Genomic DNA, 22,662 nt, shown 5'->3' with positions numbered 1-22,662 from the left:
CGCGGTCACAGTCCGAGATTCGTGACGGCGTTGCCGATGAGCGGGGCGTGTTCGCGGGCGTAGGTCTCGAGCATGGCGGGGGTGCTGTGCCCGGTCTGGCGCATGATCGCGTGCGCACTCGCGCCGTTGCGGAAGGCCTGGGTGACGAATCCGGCCCGCAATGAATGCCCACCGAGCTGCTGGACGGTCTCGGGGTCGTAGCCGGCCTGTTCGGCGCGGCGGCGGATCGCCTTGTGCACCGCCGCGCCCGACAGGGCGGTGTCGGAGAGGTTGCCGTTCTTGCGGATCGACCGCAACCACGGCGAGCTCGGCACCATGCGCGGCCGCGATCCGCGGCACACGTGCGTCTCGAACGGTTCGGCGGTGCGGAGCAGCCGGATGACGGCGGGGCGGCCCCCGGAGTCGGAGGCGGCGACGATCTGCGCCCACCGCAGCCACGCACACGGCGGGCAACTCGCATGCGAGTGGGTGAACGGCAGCGCCCGGATACTCCCCCGCCCCTCCTGATCGGTCTTCGATTTGCGGAGTTTGATGTGCAGCCCGTCGAGCCGGTGCACGGACACGTCGCTGCAGGTGAGGGCGACGAGTTCGCTGCGGCGGAACGCCCCGGCGAAGCCGAGCAGCAGGATGGCACTGTCGCGGCGTTCGAGGACCTCGGCGGCCCAGCCGTCGCAGTCGGCGCGTGCCTTGTCGATGATGGTGACGATGTCGGCGGTGAGCAGCGGTGCCCGCGGGGTGCGCGGCCGCTGTCCCGCCGCCGCGTAGTCGCGGCGGATCCCGGACAAGGTCGCGGCCACGATCTCGTCCGCCCCGGGGGCGGGATGGCCGGCGCGGCGGTGGTGGTAGCCGATGCCGGCGACCCAGCGGGCCAGGGTGGCCGGGGAGTAGGCCCGCTCCCCCGCCTCCGTCACCGTGGCGGCGGCCTTGAGGAGGTAGGCGGCGACGGTGAGCGGATGCGCCGGCAACGCCACATGCCCTTCGCGCTGGCACCAGGCGGTGAACCGGTCCCAGTCGGCGGCGTAGTTGCGGCGGGTCGACTCGGACCGCGACCGCGCCGCCGTCCCGGCCACCTGCGTGATCGTCTCGACCGACAGAGCCGGCACGGACGGCGTGGCGGGCTCCGCGGCGGTCGACACAGAGGCGTCGGAGGGGTCCGGATGGCGCATCAGCAGGTCGTCGGGCACGAAACCAGAGCCTACCGCCCTGCCCGGACAGGTTTCCACCGGAAAACGCGCTCAACAGGGGTTTCGGGCGAGATGGTGCGCTAATGACAATTATCATCACTGACTTCACACAAACCGTGAGTGACAAGGGATCGGGTCGCCTTATCGTGCGGTTTCGCTCAGCGGTGTAGGTGAGAGGCCGCACGAAATTGCCAGCAGGTCGACCTGGCGAAACGTCACTCAATGTCAGCAGCAGGCCGCACGGAATGTCAGCAGCGTCCGGGGCAGGGGTCGGTGGTTGAGCTGGGGAGATGTCGAACGTATATGTCGTCGGTTGGTGACATCTCCATGCTGCTTACCGCTGACATTCTTGCGCGGCCTCTCAGGTAGGACGCCCTCATCTCCGCGTTTCCCCAGTTCAGGGCAGGCGCGCAGCGAGACGGGGTCGGAATTCCTGAGGCCTCCGACAAGTTCGCGAGAATCACTGACGGACACGAAATTGGAACGCCGCAGGTCCACGCGCTGCCCGACTGACAAGTTGGGCGAGAACCTACAGCCTATTTGTGGATTTTAGGATGAGGTGCACTGCCCGTATCTCGTGACGGGAGATCCCCTCGTCTGCGCATTCCTTCAGATCGTTTGGCGGTTCTCGGCGCGGGAGGCCCCCGGAGCGCACATCCGAATATCATGGATCATCGTTGTTCAACGCTACCGTCGGCGGCTTTCGGTGGTGTCTTCGATGAATGGGCCGGTGGCGAGGTGTGTCCAGCCTGGTAGTGGCTGTCGAGGAATCGACGGCGGTGCTCGTCGAGTACTGCTGCGTCCCGCAGGTCTCGGTCGTGTTGTTTCCGGGCGTGAGCGTGGCGGTCGGCGGTGTGGCGCTGTTCGGCCCAGTCGGCGGCATGGCCGGCCGTCCCGTCACGCAGAACGTGCGCGGCCGTGCGGTCACACGTGATCAGTACTTGTCGGCAGGCCGAATGCACGGCAGAGCCCTGCCCGGCAGGACGAGATAGGTGTTGCTCGAATACCGCCAGCGGGACTCGGAGGAGGCGGTAGTGGGTCCGCAGCACTGCCTCGATCATGGGGAGCATGGGTATCGTCCGGCGCCTTTCCTTCAGTTGTGCAGATCCTCGCCTGGAGGCGGATGGGTTCGTCGCGGGTCCGAATCCCCCGGTGGTCTTCGGTGTGCGGGTGTGATCCTCTGCTGGGAACTGGTGGGACCGGATGAAAGCTACGCACATTCAGGCCTGTCGTGGTGACACGGCAGCACCGCGAGGGTCTGTCGATGACCCGAACAACTAGGTTGCTCAGACTTGTTCGGTATTCGGTGCCACGGCCTTCTGCATGTCTTCGTACGCTCGGTCGGCATCGAGCATGGGCTCGATGATCAACAACCGGAGGCAGGTTCCGTCTCGGCCGAAAACGTACATCTGGTTGTGTGGCTGATCCGGTGCCGGTCCGACGAAGTCGAGACCGTCCGGAGGATCGATACCTCGCTGGGAGATGCTCAGGGCATTCCAGTCGAAGGCGATCCGTTCGGTTCGTCCCAGGCGGGAGGTCAGTGCGGAGACCAGGTTGTGGAGTTCGGCGGTGACATTGTCGCCCCGCGGCCACCAGGCGCCGTCGACGCCGGCGGAGTGCTCGTCGGGGTCGCGCAGAAGCAGCCGCACCGTGCGGGTCGGCACGTCGAAGGGCTGTCCACCGTCGGCGGCGGCGTGAAAAAGCCCCAGGTCACCGTTGGTGAACAGGCGCCGCGGAAGTCTGCTCATGTCATACCCTCGTGTCGGGTCCGGATGGAGGCCGGTGCCGGCATCCGAGGTCCGTGGCGGCTGTCCACCGGACCTGGTACTCGCGGCAATCACCGCGCAGTCGCCGAGGTCCGGCGGGAAGACGAGAAAAGGAGCGATCCGAGCGGATCCGGGTGTGGTGCAGCGTCATCGCGACGCTCCTGACTGGGCCGCAGGGCGGCCTGCTCATGTCGACGGCGCCGACGAGACCGGGCATGGTCTCGCACTTCAGGCCCCGGCACCTCCAGCCTACTGTTCCCACAGTCACGTGGTCGGCAATCGGCACACCGTGGCCCTGGCACACCGCGAGAGAGCCCACGTGGCGGCCAGCGCACAGACCGCCAAGGCGCGGCGTCGGCCTGCAGGAGAGCCGGCCAGGTCGCATCCCTCGGTGGGACCTGCCCGTCCCGGGACGACGCCACCGGCGGAATGACCGTAGCGACGGCCGACGGCCCGCGCCTGCGACGGCCGTCTCGGCGCTGGATGCGGCCCGCCGAATTCTCCGATCCGGTGTGTGGGCACCGCCCCCAGGTATCGAGGTGGGACAAGCGCCGGTGTGTGAGGTGGTCACGGGCGTCTCGGGGGTGAGCGTCGACGCGTACGCGTGCCTGGCCGGGCGGTGGTGTTCCGGTGCGGCCGATCGTGACCACGCACCAGCGAACACGGCAACGCGTCATCGCAGGGCATATCGCATCCCGGCACCGGGCACCGGTGGTCGGGCAGATGCACGAGGCAGAAGTAGTTGCCGCACCCCGCTTCGTCGTCCTCCTTACGCCCGAGGGGATTGTCCCCGCACAGATACCCGCGCCCACGGTCGATCAGCTGATGGCACTGGGAATCGTCGCACTCGGCGGCGACTCCGTAGCCGGCTTCACGACCGTCGGGAAGGGTGTAGTACGCCAAACTCATGGTCTCTCCTCGTCGGTGGAACATCTCCGGATCCATCGGGACTTCCGTGGAACGGGCTCCGACTCCGAACTGCATCGGTGCCCACCACCAAGGAGAGTGGTACGAGCGAATCCTCTGTCGTGGAAGCCTCGCCGATCAGCCGAGACCACGTGCAGCAGTGAGCCATGATCTCCTGAATTCGCGGAAAAGCTCGCACGGTGCTGTTGCTCATCGTCCTGGTCGGAATGGACGCGGCAGTTCACGTTCGCTTTTCAGGTTTCGAGGAGGCCGGTGCGGGTGCACGAGTGCGAAGACGGCATCGCCAGCTGCTGGGTTGAACTGGCGATGCCTCCCCGAGCTGAGCTCTCCGGATAGACCGGCCTGGGTACCGACCGTGTGCCCCCTTCGCGGTGGAACCGAAACGTACGCGTTCTTCTGTCATCGAACGAATCTGCCAGTGGTGACCGGAACGGCTGCGCAGCCCCCTGCGGGGCGCATCCGATCCGGCTCTGTCCAGCGTCCCACCATTCCGACCCCAGCGATAGCTGTGTGTTCACATCGACGAGAAACCCCACCGGCCGGGCGGAAGCCACGTCGGCGGGGTCTCGACCACCGCGCAGGGGGTGCCGGTGGTGCCGATCAGTTTATCGGGCTACGCGCAGACAAAAAGGGTCGGATCTGTAATACATCGATCGGATCTGCAATACATCGATAGGAACGACTGGGACAGCGGCATCGTTCCGCCGCGGCGTGGTGAGCACCGTAGTGCCCGCGATGCTGCGTACGTGTGCAATTGTCGATGCCGTGCTGCGCATTCTGGTCCTCGAAGAATGTGCTTTGCCGGTCACCGGGGTTGGTTCTTGGCATGCAGCAGTGCGTCTTCGTCGTAACCGTTGCGCAACGCCTCACGATCGCCAGGGATCGTTGGTCACGCGAGCGCCTGTGCCCGTCGAGCAGCATATGTCCCGAGAGCCGGCCAAGGACTTGCCTCACCAATGTGGCAGAAACGCCACGGCGCCGCTTTGCCACCTTGTTGAGGCACTGCTGGTCAGTGGCCTCTTCGTGCCTCAGGTCGAATGGCGCAGGACACCGGTTCCTCGGGGACGTGTCGGATTCTGGCCTTCGTGCCAGGTAGGACCCTCCTCCCAGCGTTCCCCCGGCTCAGAAGTGGGCACAGCCAGACGGGGCCGCGTCCGGGAGTCGAGCCGGGCGAACCCCGCAGAAGTGGACTTTCTGTAGGATCCGACCGTGCCCACCGGCCGACCCTTCCTGGACGCCAGTGTCGGCCGGTCATCCACCCTTGGGGAAGGGGTTATTCGAGTATGCGTCCGGATTTGCAGGAGTAAACAAACTCCGGGTTCGCATCGGCTCCGCCCCAGAGTGATGCGCGAGCATCGCGCGGGTGCCATTCCCTCACGGGACGCCGGATCGTCCGTACCCGCCGGAAGGCACTGATCGCACTGCGGCTCGGCGACGCTGGGAATAGAACACCCGGGCAGAGGCGTAGCGTGGAGTCGTCGTCGGCTCCTGGGTCGGCACGGTGAGGGTGCCGTCGGTTCAGCAGCGCAGCTGACGGTGCCACTATCCTCGGCGGATGTGCTCCCGGCCGGGTGAAGCCATGGGTCCTACTTACCATTCGGTAAGCCTGCTTCGGTTCGGATCATCGTCTCTCCCGTGAATTGGGTTCCCTGGCTGATCATCGGGTAGATCGCGGAGTCGGTGATCGGCGCTCTTACCTCGGCCGCATCATCCGAACGTGACCCACGTAAGGTCCCGCCGCCGCTCGACGACGATCGCGAGCAGGGGCGCAATGCCGGATGGGCGTGCCATGCGGCAGCTCCCGGGTCGTGCCGCATCTGCGGTAGGACAGTGATGGCACCGTCCGTACTGCGGATGGACGCTCCGGTGGGCGCCTTCAAGTTCGTGGTGGTTACCGTGCGGGTAATCCCCGGTGCCGGCTGCCATCTGGGGCGTGAAATCCTTATGTGATGACCGACAAGGACGCGGTGGCCGAGTTCCCGTTGATCCCCGAGCCGACCCGGGCGGATCCGGCCACGGTGTTCTCCGCGCTGGCCGAGATCTTGTACAGCGGCTCCGATGCGAGCGAGGTGTATGCGGCGATCTGCGTCGCCGCTACCCTGCTGGTGCCGGGCTGTGACCACGCCAGCGTGATGTTGCAGCAGCGCGGACAGTACGTCACCGTCGCCGCCACCGATGACATCGCCGCCGGCATCGACGCATTGGAGCGGCGGCTCGGACAGGGCCCGTGCGTCGATGCGATCATCGAGAACATCCCGCAGATCGACGCCGATCTGCGCACCGCCTCCCAGTGGCCCGAACTCGCCCGCGCGGTGGTCGAGACCACCCCGGTGCGCGCAGTGATGGGTTTCCGGTTGGCCATCGACCAGCACAAGGTCGGTGCCCTGAACCTGTTCTCCACCACTGCGGGCGCGTTCACCACCGAGGCCGCCGCCCAGGCCGGTGTGCTTGCTGCCTTCGCGTCGGTGACCGCGACCGCGGTCAGCCGTGATCAGGACATCGCGTCTTTGCGGGCCGGGCTGCTCAGCAACCGCGAGATCGGCACCGCCGTCGGGCTGCTGATGGGACTGGAGAAGATGACCGCCGACGAGGCCTTCGACGCACTGCGCCGCACCTCCCAGCAGATGAACCTCAAAGTCGCCGACCTGGCCCGCACCATGCTCGAGCGGCACGGCCGCGCCCACAATCCCTGATCGTTTCGCGAAAGCGACCGGTCGGCGGTCCGCAGCACCGCCGACAGCGGCGCGGAAACCCCGGGTGTGCACCACCGGGCTTCCCGCCGATCCACGCACACGGGGGAGGAATGCGCGGACCGAGCGGCCCCGTCACTCCGAGGAGGGAGAAAAGCGGGGACTGCCGACAAACACATATGGACTTTCGCCTCTAGCGTTACATCCAGGGACCACCCTGCGACTGACCCGGAGAATCGGTCCCGCCCCGCCCTCGCGGCGGCCCTGCCGTGCTGAAGGTCCTCGCGTCCTCGTCGAATGCCACCGCTCATCGAACCGAGCGATGACACAATCAGGCATCGACCTCGGTGGTATCGAGGAAGGGCGGGGTGGCGGTGGCACGCGGGGTGATCAAGTGGTTCAACGGTGAGAAGGGCTTCGGTTTCATCGCTCCCGACGACGGCGGCGGCGACCTGTTCGTCGAGCACACCGACATCGAATGCAGCAACGTCCCCGTCTTCCAGGACGGCCACGAGGTGCAATTCGACGTGGGTGTGGGCCCGAAAGGGCGCCACGCCCGCCGGGTACGTCGGCTGTGAGTGACGACCCGAAGCGCCGCTCTGCTCGATTCCGCTGTCTCAGCGGTGATCAGCGGTGATCAGCGGAGGTGGGGGCGTGGACGACCTGGAAGAAGAAGTCGTCGATGCGGCGGACCACCGCAGCAAGTTGCGCAAGATCGACCGGTTTGACGATGTAGGCGTCGGCCGGCAGCCGGCGGCTGCGCAGAAGATCTTCCTCGGCGACCGAGGCGGTGAGCATCACCACGGGAATGTCCCGCAGATCCGGATCGAGCCGGATCCGGTCCAACACCTCGATTCCGCTGGACCGGGGCAGGTGCACATCGAGGAGGATCAGATCCGGGCGGGGCGCCTCGCTGTACGGGCCGTGCCGGTGCAGAAAGCGCAGAGCCTGATACCCGTCCCGCACCACATGCACACGGTTGGTGATCTTGTGCTCGCCCAGGGCTTCGGCGGTCAACAGTTCGTCGGCGGGGTCGTCCTCGACGAGCAGAACGACGACGGGCTGCGCAAAGTCGGTCATCGTGCGTTCTCCCGGGATTCAGAGTGCATAGTCTTCGAACCCGTTCGACGCTACGCCGGTGCCCCCTTGACTCCCCCGTGCCGGTGCCCGGCTCGGGGATGGCTTCGCGGGGGCGCGGCCGATGGGCACGGCGGCGACGTCGTCTGGGCGGTACTGCCGGCTGCGCTGCTGAACCGGCAGTACCTGACCGGCCGGGGGTCGCTGGCAGTCACCACCGGCCGGCCACCCGGGGGATAACCCTTGCGGGCGCCGATAACCCACGCCGGGTGACGAGGTCCGGATCGAGGCGGTTACTCGGTGGTGTTCTCGGGTGGGGCGCCCTGCCCGGTCGTCGGGTGTCGGTGTGCTCGGCGCAGTTCGGCGTTGATGCGCTGGGCGTCGGCGAGTTGGTCTTCGAGGATGATGATGCGGCAGGCCGCCTCGAGTGCGGTGCCCTGATCGATCAGTTCGCGGGCGCGGGCGGCCAGACGTAGCTGGTAGCGGGAGTAGCGGCGGTGCCCGCCCGGCGATCGCGTCGGGATGATGAGTTCGGCAGTGTCCAGGCTCCGGAGGAATGCGGGGGTGACGCCGAGCAGTTCGGCGGCGCGTCCCATGCTGTAGGCCGGGAAGTCCTCATCGTCGAGGTTGTCGTGCGGGCGGTGCTGATGCGAAGTCACAGACGGTACGAGCAGGCCTTCCCGATCGGCGGACGAAGGCCCCGGCGCCTGCGCGGCGCCGGGGCCTGGAACGGATGTTCATCTACAAGGAACTTCACAGGCACGGATCGGCCTGCGTCATAGCGTCCGGCCGCGGTCGACGGGACGCGTTCGAATGACAACTGACCGTGCACCACCTCCTGGTCGTAGCTCCTCCCCGATCCGGGACAGCCCACCTCGGCACCGTCCCGGTCCGACACCGCGCCGGTGTCGATGTGTCCGGCAGGGGCGGGACAACGCCGAGTCGATCGTCACATCTTCGACGTGTCCCGCCCCGCAACAGTTCACACATTCATGCGGGCAGTTCGTCCTCTGCCCCGTCTCCTGGACCTTCTCTCCTGTACGGAAGATAAGTTACAACACATCCTTCCGAATATCTATAGTTTCGGCTGCAGAATTCGCACTGAGTGGGGTGCGCCGCAACGGTGCTCCGCGACTCCCGACCCCGAGCAAACGGCAGAGCTGGAAGCGATCCCCGAACGGTTTCGAGCTCAGGCATGAATTTCTGGGGGGTGTGGGAGTCTCGAGCGTCGGTACGCGGCGGACTTCAGGCCGAGCGGTCGGAGTGCGTGTGCGTGGTCGATGCCGACGCCACCCGGTAGACGGCGCACACAGTGCTTTTCGATGACATCCCGAGGGCAGGACCCAATGCACCTTCCTGCAGGCCCAGCCCCGACTTCGTCACCGCATCGCGCTCCGACTGCCACATTCTCTGTGGGTCGTCGTCCAGTCCTTCAGGAAGGTGCGATGGCGCAAATGCAACGGCATTCCTAGAGCGATCACCTTGCTCTCGAACAAGATTCGGGCGCAGACCCTTAAGGGAAAGACCGCTGGCGACCGACGATCCGGCGGGTCAGCGCACCACGTAACACCGCCCTCGGCAACAAAAACGCGGTCGACTCAAGCCTATGGTCGCCGACAGTCGCCACCAGACAACGTGGTCACCGCTCGTCTCGACCTCGTACCGTGGCAGCTGGCCGATATAGTGTTCGTGGTTTTCCGGGCCGCTCAGGTGAGGCCGCGATGGCATGCGGCACGAGGGGACGCGCGACGGATCATCGACCTGGAGAAACCCGCCAACACCGAAAGTGCCCTGGCCAGCGCGGTCGCTTCGGGAACGCGACATGCTGATACACAGTCACCGGCGTGTACAGGGCACCCCGCGGAATGCAGGTGACCGGCCTCCGTACTCACCTGGCGATACCGGGTGAGGAGAAGCCAGGCTTCTCCGAAGGTCGGTCACATCGGAATTCTACTCCCCAAAGCCGAATCAGCCTAAGAGCTGCGCACATACGGAACACTGGGGATGGGGTTCGCGTCGAACCGCTACTGCCCGATTCCGCGCTCGGCTACAGGGTGCGGCCGAGCAGCGCTCGATGATCAGGTGGTGTTCACCCGTGGTCTACGTGCCCACCCACGGGCTGCGCCTGGCGGCACCGGCCACTGTCGCTCGGGTCAGCGGTCCGACCGAGCATCGCCGCGTCACCATCTGGTCAAGGCGGGTGTTCGACGCGCTGCACCGGCAGGTCCTTGTCGGTTCGGTCGCACCGCGACCGATGCCAAGGTTCCGGAACCTTGTATCTAGCCAGTAACCTGCGCCGATAGTTGGTGCCGGTGAACCTATCTTTCCTACGGAGGACCCTCGGTGGCCATCACCGATATCAACGAGTTCGCTCATCTCACCGATGCCGACATCGACGTCTCGGGCGGGAACCGGACGAGATCCGACGCGACGTCGAACAATCCCGCGGCATCCGTGACGCTCGGTACATAGCACCGTCTTCTAGCCCTGGGAAAAAGCTGCCATTTATCGCCAAAGATCACAGCTGCCCATCATCCAACCGGTTAAGGGCCGTTCCATAAACGACCGTTTTCGGAACGAGTTCGATTCCTCCGGCCAATCCTCAAACAGCACACCCCGAAACGGTCCGGCACTCGATCGTGTCTGTGGGTTTGAGTGCTTTGCGGCGGTTTTCTGTGATCGCTTGGGGGCGTTAGTTTCCGATCACGAGGATGCTGGCGGCGGATTCTATGACGTCGTCGGTGATGGTCTCGAGTTGGTTGATCTTGAGCACTCGGGCGATCTGAGGGAAGAGGCGTTCGAGGAGGCGGAAGTTGCCCCGGGTGATGCGTTCGATCGCGGCGATCGCTTGAGCGTCGGTGAAGTCGTCTGGGTCAAGAGTGCGGCCGAGGCGTTTCCAATGGCGATCGAGGACGAAGAGCAGTTCCTCGCGTCCTAGTGCCCGGTATCGGTGTGAAAATCCGAGGCGGCTGTAGAGCTGAGGGTAGTGGCGAAACCGCTGGTCAATGCCAGGCATGCCGATGAGGATGATCGCCAGGTCGTAGCGGTCGTGTTCATCACGGAGGAGTTCGAGTGCGGTCGGGGCCAGTCGTTCGGCTTCATCGATGATGAGCAGCTCGACCCACTTGTTGGTGTGACCTGAGTGGGCGCCGGTGACTTTGCCGATGTTGCGCTGGTGTTCGTCGATGCAGATGCCGAGCTTTGTCTGCAGGTGCGCGATCTCGTGCATGAGGATTTTGGGCCTGGGGAGCACCTCGGGGGTGTAGAACACGGTCCGGCACCGGTTCGCAGTTGCATAAAGCTTGGCGTCGTCTTCGGTGCGCGGCCCCCATTCGGTGATGAACGGTTCCACGGTGTCCCAGTGGGCGTATCGGCGTGCCGATTGGGTCTTGCCGATGCCGGCGTCGCCGTGACAGATGCCGATGGTGCGTTCCTTGCGTACCGCGGTGGCGAACTCGGTGAACCGGCGATGTTCCTTGGTGATGATGAAGTCCTTGGCCATCCTTAGTCCTCTTCGTAGGTGCGCAGCTTGGTTGGCCGCGCTCCGGGGGCGGCGGTGCGCGGTTCGGCCCGATCGGCGATACGCGGGATGCGGTCGTTGATGTCTTTGCGCAGTTGGCGCCGGCGGGCTCGGCGTGCGGTCTCGACTTCTTGCAGGCTTACCCGTTGGTTCGGGTGCGCCTCATCGATGGCCACGCAGAGGAAGGTGTCGCGGTCGTATACGCGAACCTCGGAGATGTCACGCGGGTCGTAGCGGATCGTCACCGGGCGGCCAACGAACGGTGCCAGAGTTGGCGCGAGGTAGCGCCGGCCTTGGAAGTGGATGCCGTCACGCTGCACGGTGCGGTGCTTGGGCACCGTCAGCAGCAGTCCGTCGAGTTCATCGAGGGATTCGGGCATGCGTGGCAACCACCCGTCACCGATCCACGCCTTCTTCGGGCTCGTCCCGATCTCCCGGTGGGTCCGCTCGTTGTAGGTGGCGATGAAACCGGCGATCGCCTGATCGAGCGCAGGTAGATCCAGAGATGGAGGTGTCTTGGCCCCTGGTGCCAGATGTCCGGGCAGGGTGGCCAGGAGCTCGGTGTTGACTGTGCCGAAGAACCGCTCGATCTTGCCTCGGCCTTGCGGGCGACCGACGGTGGAGAAGATGAGGCGGATTTTCAGTGAGACCGCGGTGTACTCGAGGTGGCGGCTGGTGAAGTCGCTGCCGTGATCGATATAGAGGACGTCGGGTAGTCCGCACATCGCCCAGGCCGGTTCGGTCTTGCGCCAGATCGCCTGTCGTAGCACCAGCGCGGTGTTCATCGCCGATGGCGCCCCGGTGAAGACCATGTACCCGCAGACCGCGCGGGAGTAGTCGTCCATCACCACCGTCAGCCAGGGCCGGTCGGGGGTGCCGCTGGCGCCGGTGATGAGGATGTCGAGTTCGGTGTGATCGGCTTGCCACGTCACATTCGGCCGTTCGGCGCGATGGCGGAACACCAGTTCATAGCGGTCCCGATATGCTGCCGGCCCCTCCAGAGCAAGCGTCACCAGGGCCGGGTCCAAAGCGTGGACGATGGCGCGGACCGTGGCATAGCTCGGGGCCGTCAGCCCCAAGCGACCCGCTTCGGCCGTGGTGAGCCGGTGCAATGCAGCGGTGCTCGGGCGTGGGCGGGTCAGCGCGAGGTGCTCGAGAAACGTGACCAGTTCCGCCGGAGTGCGTCGAGATCCCGTGTCGCGTCGTGGCCGCGGCTCCAACGCCGCGATGCCGCCGGTCTTGTAAAGCTGGTGCCAGCGTTGCAGTGTCCGCAGCCCGGTGCCGGTGTCACGGGCCAGGGTCGTCAGCGAGATGCCGTCCTCGACGTGAAGCCGGAGGATTCGCCACCGCTGCGGCCCGTCCATGTCACACCTGCTGGGAGACCATGTCGCGGTCGCGGGCAGCCTGTTGGTGCCGGTACAGCGTGGCGCGAGACCATCCGACCAATCGGGCGGCTTCCTCGGCGGTGCGACCCTTGGCGCGGGCGTCCCGAGCGATGTCGAGTTTCTCCGCAATCACCGCCGGGTCAACAGGCGGCCGACCGAACCGGGTACCGCTCTGCTTCGCCGCAGCGATGCCGGCATTGACTCGCTCGGTGATCAGCTCGCGCTCGTACTCGGCCAGCGTGGCCAGCATGCCCAGCATTAACCGGCCGGAAGTGGTCTCCGGGTCGATGCCGTCCGAAAGCGACTTGATCTTTACGCCCTTGTCGCGCATCAGGTTCACGGTGTTGAGGACATCGATCAAGGATCGGCCGAGCCGGTCGATGCGCCACACCACGACCGTGTCGCCGGACTCGGCATAGTCCAACAGGCGCTTCATCCCCGGGCGTTCGATCGCGGTCCGGCTACCCGAGGTCACATCCGCGAACACATCCCGCTTCTGCACCCCGGAATCCACGAGTGCATCCAACTGCAACTGCGCGTCCTGACTCGCAGTGCTCACGCGGGTGTACCCCAAGAGCCTCATGACATGATTATGACTCACAAACCCCTACCGAGCACCACCCTGCGACAGTTCACGGTGAGACGACTTCGCGAGAGGCAGAAGGTGCCCATCGGCCCATGAAGCGGTCTCGGCGTCCGGTCCCCGCCTGGTGTCTCATAAGACTGTAGGTTTTTAAGGCACATTCACGGCGCCAGGCGGGCCGCCGCGGGAGCCCTCGTCCACCCCGCTGGGGCCGCGGGTTTCAGGCGCAGCATGACGTCGGCATCTGGTTTCGGAAGAGGCCGGCCACGATGCGCAGGCTTTCGCTCATGGTCAGGTACGGCGCCCAGGTGTCGGCCAGATCGTCGACGGTCATGCCGCTTTTGATGGCGTAGGTGGCCGCCAGCATGATCTCCCCGGCCCCGTCCGCCAGAGCGTGCACGCCCAGAACCTTGCCGCTCACGGCGTCGGCGACGAGCTTCACCGCCCCGCGGGTGTCGTGCTGGACGAGCGCCCGGGGGACATCGGACAGGTCCAGGACGCGGCAGTCGCACGCGTGTCCTCGGGTGAGGGCCTCGTCCTCGGTCAACCCCGCCGAGGCCAGCTGGGGCCGGGTGAACACGACCGCAGGAAAGCCGGCGTAGTCGACCCGAGCTGCCGGCGGGTACCTGTCCTCGGTCAGGGCGTTGAGCGCGGCGGCCCGACCGCCGGCGGCGGCGGCGTAGACGTACTGGGGAGCCCCCGAGACGTCACCGGCGGCCCAGACGCGCGGGTTGGAGGTGCGCTGGGTCTGGTCGACCACGACGAAGCCGCGCTCGTCCACGTCCACACCGGCAGCGGCCAGGTTCAGGCCGTCGGTGCGGGGCAGGCGTCCGGTGGCCACCAGGACCTGCGCGCCGCGCACCTGTTCGCCCGAGTCCGTGGTCACCACCACCTCTCCTGCGGGGCCTGGTTCGCGGGCCACAGTGGTCGCGCGCTCTTCGACCACGGTGATGCCGTCGTCGGTGAAGACTTCCCGAAGTCTCTGGGCCAGCTCCGGCTCGGCGTGCGGCGCCAGACGCCCGACCACAGAGACCCGGGTGCCGAGGTGAGCGAACAGCTGGGCCTGCTCCATCCCGACGTACCCGCCACCGATAACGACCAGGGACTCAGGCAGCTCGGTCAGCTGCATCGCGGTGGTGGACGTCAGCCGGTCCACAGAGTCGAGACCGACCACCTCCGGGATGGCGGGGGTGGCACCGGTGGCGACCAGATAGGCCCGGGCCCGCAGCGCCTGGCCGTCGACGGCCAGGGTGTCCCCGTCCAGGAAGCTGGCCTGGCCTGGGCGGACCTGGAAGCCGTAGGCAGCGGCCACATCGGCGTACTTCGCATCACGCAGGCGCTCGATGAGTGCGTCCTTCTGGGCCACCAGATCGCCGAGGTTCACCGGTGCGGCTGACGTTGGGGCACCTTTGAAGGGATTGGTGAGCGCGGCGTGCCGGGCCCCGGCGGCCGCCAGGAGCGTCTTGGACGGCACGCAGCCGATGTTCACGCACGTCCCGCCCAGAACACCGCGCTCAACCAGCACGACGCTCTTACCGGCCTGGCTGGCCGCGATGGCGGCGGACATCGCCGCGCCTCCTGAGCCGATCACGGCCAGATCGACGTCGTAGTCCACACCCATTTGCCCACCTTCCTTCGCGTGACCCCTCTTCAGCGTCCATAGTGGACGTTCCAGCGCAGGGGAAGGTCAAGGCGAACATGGACGAGAGCCGAGAAAGGGGCCACTGTGCGCATCGGTGAGTTGGCCGTGGCCAGCGGCACCACAACCAAGACGCTGCGCTTCTACGAAGAAGCTGGCCTACTACCTGCGCCTGAGCGCACCGCCAACGGATACCGCGACTACACCCCTGCGGCCCTGGCGCGCCTGGACTTCGTTCGCCGCGGCCGCACCGCTGGGCTCACCCTGGCCCAGATTCGCGAGATCCTCGACATCCGCGACGCCGGAGTCGCACCCTGCCAGCACGTGCACGCCCTGCTCGAAGCCCACCTGGGCGACCTGGACCGCCAAATCGCCGACCTGCAAGCACTGCGACACACCGTCGCGCACCTTCACCACAGTGCCACCACCAGCGACCCCACCAAATGCGACACCACGACCGTCTGCCGCTATCTGTGACCAGACCGGTGCTCGCGTGTATCGCCATGAGCAGATGCCGCCACAGAGCGTCGACAGAACCCCGCCATATAACGGCGAAAGCCACACCGATACACCCGAAGAACCACAGGTCAGAGCCTAAAAACGTGTGACCAGCATCACCAGAAAAGCACCGGAACAACACCAAAAAAACATCGAAAAAGCATCAAAACAGATGTAAACTAGAGGCATGAACAACAACGAGAACGCCCCCGTTACCCGCCTCAACACCGCCCAGTTCATCGAAGGCATCCCCGCCTTCCTCGGCATGGTCCCGAACGAATCCCTCGTCATCGCCCTGATCGATCCCCAGGGAACGACCGGCCCCTTCGCCCGTCTCGACCACGACAACGCCACCGCCGTTGTCGCTCTCGACAAGCTCATGGCCGCCGCCGAATCCGCCGACTTCAACGCCACCATCGCCGCGCTGGTCAGCATCCACCCCAACGGCGACACCGCAGAGGAAACCCTTCTCGCCGCCACCCGCCACGCCTACATACTCGGTCTGGCCGTGCCCATCGCCGCCGTCCTGCCCGAGTACACCGCCGGTGAGACCTTCTTCAACTTCCCCAGCGCCGAATCCGGCGAACTCGGCGACATCCTCACGAGCACCGTTGCTGTCCTCGGAGTCATCGACGGCCGCGCACCCATTGCCCCCAGCCGCGACGCCCTCGCCGCCGAACTCGCACCCGCCGAAGACCTCGGAGTGTTGTTCGAGCGCCAGTGGGACGCGCGCCAGGCCCGCGCCCAGGCTCCCGAAATCACCGACGCCGCGAACCTCGAGACGCTGCGCGACGCCATCGAAGCACCCCGCGAGCTGACCTATCCCGAAGCCGTCGCCGTCGCGATCACCCTCACCGACAACCCCCGCGCCCGCGACGTGGCCCTGTACTTCTCCCGCAACGTCGCCGCCGTCGCCATCCTGACCGACGCCGCCCGCAAGACCTCCGGCTACGCCCGCTTTACGATCCTGTCCGTCCTCGCCGCCGTCGCCTACGCACACGGCTACGGAGTCCGCGCCGCCGTCGCCCTCGGCGCCATCGAGAACGGAGTAGCCCACGAGACCCAGATCCCCAAGCTCGCTCTTCTCATCCGCCAAGTCGTCGACCACGGCCTGCACGCCAAGGGAGTGCAAGAAGTCCTCGATGCCGGTCGAAACGTCCTCCCCGAATTCGGATTCAGCCCCGAGGACTGACAAACACACCACGATGCCCCGCACCGACCGGTGCGGGGCCTCGCCCAATCTCCAACTCACCAACGAACCCGCCCGCACCTCCGCAGCGCGCAGGGCCGATCTCAGGGCATCGAGCCCTTCGCCCGACTTCTCCCGCAGCCCGCGCACGGATCCGCGCCACCGTGCCGGGACGACACCCAACCGCAGTGCGACGACCGTGCATCGTCACGGTGCGATTCAGGCGAGCCGTCAGAGAATGTCCGGCTTATCCGAGAAGCAGATGTCGATGCCCCGAGTGCGGGGTACGTCCAACACCGATATGCCGGCGACCGCCGCATCGAGGGCCAGATCCGAAATCGGCATCACCTCAAGCACGGCACCGAGCAAGGCCACTTCCGCTTCACTGCGCTGCATAAGAACCCCTAACGTCTCCGAAACCGCCCCGACTCGCGTGCAACGGTCAACTCTCATCATCGAATACCCACCGTGACCGAACCAACCGCCTCGACACACCAGAAGACGATCGCCTACCAACTACCACAGCGTTCCTTGCACCCCGTCGTACAGGGCTGTCTCAATCGCGTGCTGATCCCAGTCATATCGCAACACCGCATCGCGCACCGCTCGTGAGCGTCGAGCACGTTCGGCGCGGTCGGCACCGAACCACAACCGCCAGCCCCCCGCCGCGACCCTTACGCCCCATGTCCGCCATGTTCTCAGCGGCCGACGCGAGCACTACATGGGCAGCGAAGGAATCACCGTCGCCCGTGTTGACGCACAGCGGGTTGTCACAACGCCGGTGCATCGCCACTTCGTCGTCGTCGAGGCCACGTTCCAGCTCACAGCGAGCGCGTAACGGTGCAGTCGCACCACGATCTGATGACCGCCTCGAGCTATCCAGAACCGGTCCGTAGCCGTCGTCACCGAGCGCACCGACCCAGAGGTGACAAGAATCCAAGTCCGATCCGTACACCATGCGCTGGAAGAAGCGAGTCCGTTCGATCTCGTCTCCTGGCTCCCACCGCACAGTGGCTCCGTCTCTGATCTCGCGCCGGTGCTTGCTGCCCGATCAGGAGCCGGAAGCAGCTACCGGCACGTCGGGTGTCGGTTCCTTCGCCTCACTGCCGCCCTTGCTCGATCCTTGTGCGGGAGGCGTCGAGTCGTTGTTCTCTTCGGCCAGCTTCACCAACCGGCGCACCATCGCCACGTCCAGATCGACGAGTTCGGAGATCGAGGTCGCGGTCTCGCCACGTCCAGCAACCTGCGCCAGCGACCTGCCCGCCGCGAGTTCGGCCGCAGCCTTCTTCTTCTCGAACTCCTCGTTCGCCTTGGCGATCGCCGCATCACGACGAACTGCGGCCTTGTCCACCTTCTCCAGCGACGCCAACGCGCGCTCGAGGTCGCGCTGGTTGTCGCTGATCCGCTTGAGCAATTCAGCGCGCCGTTCCGACAACTTCGACCGTGCCTGACTGCGCGACGAGATCACCTTCGTCTCGTTGTGCACCGCATCCCCCGAACCACTCACTGCGACACCCTTCCCGTCTACAACAACTCACGCCGAGTCTAAACCAGCAGCCCGACCAAACCCGGTCGCTTCGCCGGAGCGGCTGCGACCGCCGGCTACACCGATCCACCCCGCACCGTATCCGGGGTTTCAGAAACAGAAGGAAGGGGACACACCTCTTGCAGTTTTACTGACATTCGGGAATCCCGCTCCCAACCTGCACATTCGTACCGCTAAGATCGAGCCCGTGATGACCCTCCACGTCCTGCACGCAGCGGACGGCTACGAGTACCTGACACGTCAGGTCGCCACAGCCGACCGCGAGCGTGAACGTGGAGCAGAACTGACCGACTACTACACCGCGCATGGCACACCACCCGGCGAATGGTTCGGCTCCGGCGTCGACGGTTTGAACGACCTTCTCGACGACATCCACGTTGAGAACGCCGACCTGATCTCCGTCGGCGATGTCGTCAGCGAGGCGCAAATGAAGTCCCTGTTCGGCGAAGGTCTCCACCCGAACGCCGACGCCCTGATCGCCGAACTTATCGACCGGGGCGTCCCCTCCGAGGATGCAATCCGGCTCGCTCGACTCGGACGGAAGTTCCCGACCTTTAAGAACAACGTCGAGCTGCTCGATCGACACGCGGCCGAAATCGCCGAGTACACCGACACCCACGGACACGCCCCGAGCCTGGACGAATCCGCTGCGATCCTCGACCGCATCGCCGGAGGAATGTTCCAGGACAAGCACGGCCGGCCAGTCGCGAACGAGGCCGAATTGCGGAACTGGATCGCCCACGAGAAGGGCAAAGTCCGCCACCCGGTAGCCGGCCACGACCTGGTTTTCACACCGCCCAAGAGCGTGTCGAGCCTGTGGGCACTGGCACCGAACGAAACGCGCATCGAGATCGAGCGCATCGTCGATGCCACGGTGAAAGACACCCTCCGGTGGCTAGAAGAGAACGCCTGCTTCACCCGCGTCGGCCGCAACGGCGAGGAGCAGATCGACACCAACGGTTTCGTTGCCACCCTCTACAAGCACTTCGATTCCCGCTGCGGTGACCCCAACCTGCACACCCACGCCGTCGTGTCGATCAAGACCCAGGCCGCCGAAGACGGCAAGTGGCGAGCCGTCGACGGATCGACCATGTTCCGCTTCGCCGTCGCCGCCTCGCAGCGATTCAACGCCGAAGTGATGCAGCGCCTGAGCACCGAACTCGGCCTCGAGCTGACCCACCGCGAGATCGAGCAGGGCAAGCAACCCGTCGTCGAACTGGCCGCCATCCCCCGCAACATGCTCGAGAAGTTCAGCTCCCGCCGCAGCGCAATCGAGGCCCGCCGCGACGAACTCGTGGCCGAATACCGCGCCAAGTACCAGCGGATGCCCGACGCCAAGACGATGTATCAGCTCTATCAACAAGCAACCCTCGACACCCGCGAAGGCAAGGCCGACGCCAAATCACTCGCCGAGATGCGCGCAGGATGGCGCGAGAAGGCCGCCGAAATCCTCGGCGGCAACGAGGCCGTCGACCAGCTCGTCCGCGACGCCTTCGCCGCCGATCACGCACCGACGCCGCAGCATCGAAGTCTCGACGACGACGCCCGAGCCGTGATCACCAAGCTCGAATCCAAGCGCTCGCGCTGGCAACTGCCACACATCGTCTCCGCAGTCCAGGCCCACCTCGGCGGTGAGACGTTCCCCGACCTCGACACCTACCGGACGGCAGTCGATCGACTCACCAACCGTGTCGTGGAAGTGTCGGTCACCACCCCACGAGTCGAGCTGCCGGCGATCCCAAGGCGTCTGCGCCGACGTAACGGCGACTTCGTTCTGTCCCACCACGGCAGCCACAAACACAGCTCCCAGCGCATCCTCGACGCCGAAACGATGCTGGTATCGGCCACCAGCGAACCCACCGTCTTCACCGCCCGCACCGCCTCGATCCACGAGGTGTACGAGACGATGCGCGCCGAAACCGGGCGCAACCTCAACGCCGGCCAGCGCACCTTGACCGAGCACTTCCTGCAATCCGGGGCACTGCTGGCCGTCGGTGTCGGACCCGCAGGAACAGGCAAGACCACCAGCATGAAAGCCGTCGTGCAGGCATGGCAGAGCGAAGGCCGTCGCGTCATAGCCCTCGCACCCTCCGCAGTCGCCGCCGAAACACTCGGCGAAGAAGTCGGCGTCACCGGCCTGACCCTGGCCTCCCTGACCTACCCCTGGCGCGGTCTCGTCGGCAGTCGCCCCGGCACACTTCCGGCCGGCATCGACATCGAACCAGGCACGATGCTGCTCGTCGACGAAGCATCCCTCGCCTCCACCCTCGACCTCGCCGCCGTCGTCGAGATCGCCAAGGGACGTGGCGCAGTCGTCCGCCTGCTCGGTGACCCGGCCCAGCTCGACGCTGTGGAAACCGGCGGAATGCTGCGCTATCTGGCGCAAAACACCGACGCGCCCGAACTCGACACCGTAGTCCGATTCGGCAACGACACCGCCCAAGCCGAGAACTCGATGCTGCTGCGATCCGGTGACTCCACCGGCCTGGACCTGATCTACGAACGCGATCTCGTGCGCGAAGGAACGCGCGAAGAAATGATCGGCCAGGCCGTCGAGAACTACCTCCACGACCTCGCCGACGGCAAAGAATCCATCGTCATGCTGCCCACCCGCGAGGACGTCACGGCAGCGAACATCCAAGTCCAGGCCGTACGCCGCCACGACGGAACCAGCGACGGATCCACCACCGTCGCCCTCGCCGACGAACTCACCGCAGGCCGCGGCGATATCGTGCTCACCCGCAGCAACCGCCGCGATCTGAACCCCTCCGGCGGAAAGAAAGCCGGAGCGTTCGTGCGAAACGGCGACCTGTGGGAAGTGCTCGATGTCATCTCCGAGCGCGGCGCACTGACCGTCCGGCACCTCGAACACGGCGGCGTCATCACCCTGCCGGCCGACTACATCAGCACCCACGTGCAACTCGGCTACGCCTCCACAGTGCACCGCGCCCAGGGCGTCACCGTCGACACCGCCCACGCCATCATCACCCCCGACATGGACCGCTCCGGGCTGTATGTGGCCGTCACCCGCGCCCGCACCGACAACCGGATCTACGTCCCGGTCGACGTACCCGTCAACCTCGACACCGAGCGTCCGCACCTCGAAGACAAGAACGTCTCCACCGGCCGGATGATCCTCGAAACTGTCGTCGCCACCGACAACGGCCACCGCACCGCCACCGAAGAACTCGCCGAACAAGCCGCCCACGCCACCGACCCGGAACGGCTGCGCGAGGCATATCTGGCCGCCCAACGCCGCCTCCGCGACGACGCACTCGAGACCGAGATGCGCCGCACCCTCCCCGAACACATCGCCGCCACAATCGAAGGCACCGAAGGATGGGCACAGCTCCGCCAGGTCCTCGCCGATGCCCACGACCACGGCCACAGCACCCGCACACTCCTCGGACACGCCCTCGCCGAAGGCCCCCTCGCCGGAGCGAAAGACATCGGATCGGTCCTCGCCCACCGCACCCGCGCCATCGTCGGCCAGTTCACTGAACACCCGACATTGCCGCCGCTACCGATCCGCGACCCCCTCCACACCGACGCGGAAATGCACGACTCCGCGGTCGAATGCGCCCGCCGCTACACCGAGACCACCGACCGCGCCGCGGCCGCAGACACCGGCATCGGCGAGGTCATCCGCCGCTACCGCGACACCTCCGCACTCCTCGAAACACAGAGAGTTCGCACCCTCGCCACCGCTGCACTCGGCGAAGAACTCGGTGCCCGCATCGCCGAGGAATCCTCCGCACGACTGCTCGCCCGCCAACTCCACCGCGCCTCCCAAGCCGGCGTCGACCCGACCAACCTGCTCACCTGGCATCACGAACGCCTGACCGCAAACGGCGTCGACACCACCGCAGCCGCGCTGCGTTCCGACATGGCCAAGCCCCTGACCGAACTGATAGCCCGCCGCAACACCGCATGGCTCACCGAGCACGAAGAGACCATCGCCAAGCACCTGCCCACGCTCGCGTTGCAGACCGACGACGAACGCGCCCAGACCATCGCCGGACGCATCGAACACCTCCACCGCCTCAGCGGAGCGAACATCGAAGAAGTCGTCGCCGATCTGGCAGAGCGGGCCGGAGCCACCGCCCCAGCGACCGTGCTCCTCACCGAACTCGACCGCATCGCCGCCGACGGCCGAGACTTCGCGAACCCCGACGCACCCGAATGGGTCGCCGCGCCCGTGTCCGACGCCGACACCATCGACCCCGAACTCGCCGCCACGATCCGCGAGGACTACCAGGCCGTCGCCGCACTCCACCGCGACTACCGCGACCAGCTCACCGACGACACCGCACCGATCTGGGCGCACTCGAACCTCGGCGCCTGCCCCGACGAGCCCGATCACGCTGCCCTGTGGAGGACCACCATCGCGGACGCCGTTGCCTATCGCAGCACCCACCACATCACCGACGAGGACACCCTCACCGGAGGCCGGCCCAAGGACCGCCGAGCTGCGCTCGACTGGAACCATGTCGAACGCAGACGCATCGACCTGCTCCAGTTGCACGAGGACCGGAGGCGGTCTAGTCCTCTTTCGTCACAACCACAGGGGTACGAACCACAGGTTGATCATGCTCAACAGCCGGGCCGTCGCATCTAGCGTGGACTACGGTGTGAAACTAGGTCCCACGAATGGTTAT

General features: G+C 66.0%; 16 protein-coding genes and 1 pseudogene. 7 read left to right on the top strand and 10 right to left on the bottom strand.

Annotated elements, in window-relative coordinates; genetic code table 11:
* Positions 1 to 5 precede the first annotated feature (5 nt).
* Positions 6 to 1,166: a tyrosine-type recombinase/integrase gene (locus ACQR3U_RS16365; RefSeq protein ID WP_269065827.1), complete on the bottom strand. Its 1,161-nt coding sequence runs from the start codon at positions 1,164 to 1,166 to the stop codon at positions 6 to 8.
* A 773-nt stretch (positions 1,167 to 1,939) separates the two neighbouring features.
* Here ACQR3U_RS16365 and ACQR3U_RS16360 point away from each other — a divergent pair.
* The gene (locus tag ACQR3U_RS16360) at positions 1,940 to 2,176 is read left to right on the top strand and encodes a hypothetical protein (protein ID WP_230810893.1); all 237 of its coding nucleotides are present in this window, start codon (positions 1,940 to 1,942) and stop codon (positions 2,174 to 2,176) included.
* 294 nt (positions 2,177 to 2,470) lie between these two features.
* On the opposite strand, the gene ACQR3U_RS16355 is transcribed toward ACQR3U_RS16360, so the two are convergent.
* Complete coding sequence (locus ACQR3U_RS16355; RefSeq protein WP_230810892.1) at positions 2,471 to 2,932, bottom strand: DUF5994 family protein; 462 nt, start codon at positions 2,930 to 2,932, stop codon at positions 2,471 to 2,473.
* Positions 2,933 to 5,826: 2,894 nt separating this feature from the next.
* Here ACQR3U_RS16355 and ACQR3U_RS16350 point away from each other — a divergent pair.
* Both ACQR3U_RS16350 and ACQR3U_RS16345 read left to right on the top strand, forming a co-directional pair.
* Positions 5,827 to 6,570 (top strand): GAF and ANTAR domain-containing protein, encoded by a 744-nt coding sequence (locus tag ACQR3U_RS16350; protein ID WP_230810891.1) that lies wholly within the window; start codon positions 5,827 to 5,829, stop codon positions 6,568 to 6,570.
* 371 nt (positions 6,571 to 6,941) lie between these two features.
* Positions 6,942 to 7,145 carry a cold-shock protein gene (locus ACQR3U_RS16345; RefSeq protein ID WP_230810948.1) on the top strand — a complete coding sequence of 68 codons (204 nt, stop codon included), beginning with the start codon at positions 6,942 to 6,944 and terminating at the stop codon, positions 7,143 to 7,145.
* A 49-nt stretch (positions 7,146 to 7,194) separates the two neighbouring features.
* Here the strand turns inward: ACQR3U_RS16345 and ACQR3U_RS16340 are convergent, their stop codons facing one another.
* Both ACQR3U_RS16340 and ACQR3U_RS16335 read right to left on the bottom strand, forming a co-directional pair.
* Positions 7,195 to 7,647 (bottom strand): response regulator, encoded by a 453-nt coding sequence (locus ACQR3U_RS16340; RefSeq protein WP_230810890.1) that lies wholly within the window; start codon positions 7,645 to 7,647, stop codon positions 7,195 to 7,197.
* Positions 7,648 to 7,937: 290 nt separating this feature from the next.
* Positions 7,938 to 8,303, bottom strand: a complete 366-nt coding sequence (locus ACQR3U_RS16335; RefSeq protein WP_372477653.1) for a MerR family transcriptional regulator — start codon at positions 8,301 to 8,303, stop codon at positions 7,938 to 7,940.
* Positions 8,304 to 9,987: 1,684 nt separating this feature from the next.
* Between ACQR3U_RS16335 and ACQR3U_RS16330 the strand changes: the two are divergent.
* Positions 9,988 to 10,115: pseudogene (locus tag ACQR3U_RS16330) on the top strand (acyl-CoA desaturase); the annotation flags it as partial.
* 221 nt (positions 10,116 to 10,336) lie between these two features.
* Here the strand turns inward: ACQR3U_RS16330 and ACQR3U_RS16325 are convergent.
* The 4 genes from ACQR3U_RS16325 to merA form a co-directional block, all read right to left on the bottom strand.
* Positions 10,337 to 11,146, bottom strand: a complete 810-nt coding sequence (locus ACQR3U_RS16325; RefSeq protein WP_163376768.1) for an AAA family ATPase — start codon at positions 11,144 to 11,146, stop codon at positions 10,337 to 10,339.
* A 2-nt stretch (positions 11,147 to 11,148) separates the two neighbouring features.
* The gene (locus tag ACQR3U_RS16320; RefSeq protein ID WP_163376769.1) at positions 11,149 to 12,528 is read right to left on the bottom strand and encodes a Mu transposase C-terminal domain-containing protein; all 1,380 of its coding nucleotides are present in this window, start codon (positions 12,526 to 12,528) and stop codon (positions 11,149 to 11,151) included.
* Position 12,529: 1 nt separating this feature from the next.
* Complete coding sequence (locus tag ACQR3U_RS16315; protein ID WP_094364518.1) at positions 12,530 to 13,132, bottom strand: recombinase family protein; 603 nt, start codon at positions 13,130 to 13,132, stop codon at positions 12,530 to 12,532.
* 220 nt (positions 13,133 to 13,352) lie between these two features.
* A complete protein-coding gene (merA, locus tag ACQR3U_RS16310; protein WP_017838447.1) occupies positions 13,353 to 14,753 on the bottom strand; it encodes a mercury(II) reductase in 1,401 nt (466 codons plus the stop codon).
* 105 nt (positions 14,754 to 14,858) lie between these two features.
* On the opposite strand from merA, the gene ACQR3U_RS16305 reads away from it, so the two are divergent.
* Positions 14,859 to 15,248: a heavy metal-responsive transcriptional regulator gene (locus ACQR3U_RS16305; protein WP_007928756.1), complete on the top strand. Its 390-nt coding sequence runs from the start codon at positions 14,859 to 14,861 to the stop codon at positions 15,246 to 15,248.
* Positions 15,249 to 15,456: 208 nt separating this feature from the next.
* Complete coding sequence (locus tag ACQR3U_RS16300; protein WP_230810946.1) at positions 15,457 to 16,461, top strand: DUF4192 family protein; 1,005 nt, start codon at positions 15,457 to 15,459, stop codon at positions 16,459 to 16,461.
* Positions 16,462 to 16,689: 228 nt separating this feature from the next.
* Here ACQR3U_RS16300 and ACQR3U_RS16295 read toward each other — a convergent pair whose 3' ends face one another.
* Positions 16,690 to 16,854, bottom strand: a complete 165-nt coding sequence (locus tag ACQR3U_RS16295; protein ID WP_230810945.1) for a hypothetical protein — start codon at positions 16,852 to 16,854, stop codon at positions 16,690 to 16,692.
* 655 nt (positions 16,855 to 17,509) lie between these two features.
* Positions 17,510 to 17,965, bottom strand: coding sequence for a hypothetical protein (locus ACQR3U_RS16290; RefSeq protein ID WP_230810944.1), 456 nt, complete (start codon positions 17,963 to 17,965; stop codon positions 17,510 to 17,512).
* A gap of 229 nt (positions 17,966 to 18,194) precedes the next feature.
* Here ACQR3U_RS16290 and mobF point away from each other — a divergent pair, with 229 nt between their 5' ends.
* Entirely contained in the window at positions 18,195 to 22,622 is a 4,428-nt protein-coding gene (gene mobF, locus ACQR3U_RS16285) for a MobF family relaxase (RefSeq protein WP_230810951.1), read from the top strand.
* Positions 22,623 to 22,662: the final 40 nt, after the last annotated feature.

Origin of the sequence: Rhodococcus sp. IEGM1339, assembly GCF_050321925.1 — a bacterium.
GTDB classification, from domain to species: domain Bacteria; phylum Actinomycetota; class Actinomycetes; order Mycobacteriales; family Mycobacteriaceae; genus Rhodococcus; species Rhodococcus pyridinivorans.
Note: the sequence above shows the minus strand (reverse complement) of the source record. Positions and strands in the feature narration are given on the sequence as shown.

Coding starts and splice junctions, on each gene's coding strand:
- mobF (WP_230810951.1), top strand. CDS start 18,195: ATGACCCTCCACGTCCTGCACGCAGCGGACGGCTACGAGTACCTGACA.
- ACQR3U_RS16320 (WP_163376769.1), bottom strand. CDS start 12,528: ATGGACGGGCCGCAGCGGTGGCGAATCCTCCGGCTTCACGTCGAGGAC.
- ACQR3U_RS16355 (WP_230810892.1), bottom strand. CDS start 2,932: ATGAGCAGACTTCCGCGGCGCCTGTTCACCAACGGTGACCTGGGGCTT.
- ACQR3U_RS16365 (WP_269065827.1), bottom strand. CDS start 1,166: ATGCGCCATCCGGACCCCTCCGACGCCTCTGTGTCGACCGCCGCGGAG.
- ACQR3U_RS16315 (WP_094364518.1), bottom strand. CDS start 13,132: ATGAGGCTCTTGGGGTACACCCGCGTGAGCACTGCGAGTCAGGACGCG.
- ACQR3U_RS16325 (WP_163376768.1), bottom strand. CDS start 11,146: ATGGCCAAGGACTTCATCATCACCAAGGAACATCGCCGGTTCACCGAG.
- ACQR3U_RS16300 (WP_230810946.1), top strand. CDS start 15,457: ATGAACAACAACGAGAACGCCCCCGTTACCCGCCTCAACACCGCCCAG.
- ACQR3U_RS16295 (WP_230810945.1), bottom strand. CDS start 16,854: ATGCAGCGCAGTGAAGCGGAAGTGGCCTTGCTCGGTGCCGTGCTTGAG.
- merA (WP_017838447.1), bottom strand. CDS start 14,753: ATGGGTGTGGACTACGACGTCGATCTGGCCGTGATCGGCTCAGGAGGC.
- ACQR3U_RS16350 (WP_230810891.1), top strand. CDS start 5,827: ATGACCGACAAGGACGCGGTGGCCGAGTTCCCGTTGATCCCCGAGCCG.
- ACQR3U_RS16340 (WP_230810890.1), bottom strand. CDS start 7,647: ATGACCGACTTTGCGCAGCCCGTCGTCGTTCTGCTCGTCGAGGACGAC.